The following is a 2,035-nucleotide window of genomic DNA, read 5'->3' as shown; positions in this document are numbered from 1 at the left end:
GGATGTGCAGGAATGATTAGAGGTATTTATACAGCAGTATCAGGACTTATTACTCAAGAAGCAAAGCAAAGCATTATAACAAATAATTTAGCCAATGCCAACACTATAGGATATAAAACAGAAAATTTGGCAACTAGAAAATTTGAAGATGTACTACTTTCAAACTATGATAAAACTGTTTTAGGAAAGAATGTGAAGAACACCATAGGAAGTATAAGCCTTGGAAGTAAGATAGATGAAACCTTAACTTACTTTTCTCAGGGTAATATTATAGATAGTGATAGAGAAACAGACTTTGCTATAAATGGAAGAGGATTTTTCACCCTTCAAGGAGAAAATGGAAGAGATTATTATACAAGAGATGGAAAATTTAATGTGGATATTCAAGGATATCTAGTTGGTAGCAATGGAAATAGAGTTCTTGGAGAAAACTTATCCACAGGGAGAAGGGAGCCTATATATGTTGGAAATGGAAAACTTGCTGTAGATAATGAAGGTAATATATCTATAGATAATAACCTATCTCATAGATTTTTAATGGCTGATTTCGAAAATTATAATAGTTTACTTAAGGTAGGAGATAATCTTTATCAAGGAGAAAATCCTAACTTTCAAGGAGACTTTTATGTAAAACAAAATGCCTTAGAAGCCTCTAATGTAAATGTAATTGATGAAATGGTAAATATGATGACAGTTATGAGACATTTTGAAACTAACCAAAAAATGATTCAAATGATGGATGAAACTTTAGGAAAAGCTGCTAATGAAGTAGGAGCTTTAAGATAATATAGGAGGATGAACTATGCTTAGAATTCTTTGGAATAGTAAAAGTGGAATGGCAGCTAACCAAGATAAGCTAGATGCTATATCAAATAACTTAGCTAACTTAGGTACTGATGGTTATAAGAGAGTAAATGTAAGCTTTAAATCCTTAATGAGTGAAACCTTAAATAGACAAGGATATCCCATAGCTGAAAATGGAAATAGAGCTCAAGATCCCTATACAGGTACTGGGGTTAGAAGTGATGCATGGACTCGTGAAAACATTCAAGGGCCTCTTATAGATACAAAAAAATCCACAGACATTGCCATTGAAGGGGAAGGATACTATAGGGTTACAAGAGCAGATGGAAGTGAAGCCTATACAAGAAGTGGAGCATTTATAGTAGATGAGGCAGGAAGACTTGTTGATAGTAGAGGAAACCTTCTTTATGTAGAGTATGAAGAGGGATTCAATGGAAATAACGTGAACTTGTCAGAAAATAATTTAATTGTAGATAATAATGGTAATATATTTAAAAATGAAAATAATACTGTAGTGCAGGTAGGTAGAATACCAGTATTTAATGCTGTGGGATCTAATGGAATGATACCAGTTGGAGAAAGCCTATATGAGGTTTCACCAGAAGCTAACCTATATGAGGTTCAGGACTCTTTAATACATCAGGGATTCTTAGAAGGATCTAATGTGGATATGGCTAAAGAGTTTACAGATATGATATTAACTCAAAGAGCTTTTGAATTAAGTTCAAAGGGACTTAAAACAGCAGATGATATGTGGGGTATGGTTAATAATATAAGAGGTAGATAAGACTTTAAAGCTAAGTAAGAAATTTTATAAAAAATTTTAATATAAACAAAGAGCCAAGCATATAATTTATTGATATTAATTATATGGGAGGAAATAGCTTTGGGGTAGGGTATATTGTTGGATGTTTATTTAGTATATTATTTTGGAAAATTGATAGACAGAAAATATTTTTTTATATTAATAAGAAATTAAAGTCTTTAATAACTATGAAGGTAATTAGAGAGGTCTTATACTTAGCTTTTATAGTAGCCTTGTACTTTTTATTTAATCTTATAACATATAAGTCAGAGATAATTAATGCCTTGGTAGCCTTTATTATTTTAGATATAAGTAATAGTGAGAGGCGAAATTTAAATCTTAAGGATAAGATAAAGTTTTATGAATCCTTATCTATTATGACTAAAAGTCTTTTGTGTGGATTTATTGCACCACTTATGTTTATAC

At 31.2% G+C, this 2,035-nt stretch carries 3 protein-coding genes; all 3 read left to right on the top strand.

The window, feature by feature from the left end; genetic code table 11:
• The first annotated feature begins 12 nt into the window (after positions 1-12).
• Positions 13-786, top strand: coding sequence for a flagellar hook-basal body complex protein (locus AB2369_RS13095; RefSeq protein ID WP_367666913.1), 774 nt, complete (start codon positions 13-15; stop codon positions 784-786).
• Between the two features lie 16 nt (positions 787-802).
• A complete protein-coding gene (locus AB2369_RS13090; RefSeq protein ID WP_367666912.1) occupies positions 803-1,591 on the top strand; it encodes a flagellar hook-basal body complex protein in 789 nt (262 codons plus the stop codon).
• Positions 1,592-1,797: 206 nt separating this feature from the next.
• A partial coding sequence (locus tag AB2369_RS13085; RefSeq protein ID WP_367666911.1) for a hypothetical protein occupies positions 1,798-2,035 on the top strand: 238 nt, incomplete at its 3' end.

It is taken from the genome of Clostridium sp. (assembly GCF_040797585.1).
GTDB lineage: Bacteria > Bacillota > Clostridia > Clostridiales > Clostridiaceae > Clostridium_Z.
The sequence above is the reverse complement of the archived record's forward strand: the minus strand, read 5'-3'. Positions and strand labels throughout refer to the sequence as shown.

Coding starts and splice junctions, on each gene's coding strand:
- AB2369_RS13095 (WP_367666913.1), top strand. CDS start 13: ATGATTAGAGGTATTTATACAGCAGTATCAGGACTTATTACTCAAGAA.
- AB2369_RS13090 (WP_367666912.1), top strand. CDS start 803: ATGCTTAGAATTCTTTGGAATAGTAAAAGTGGAATGGCAGCTAACCAA.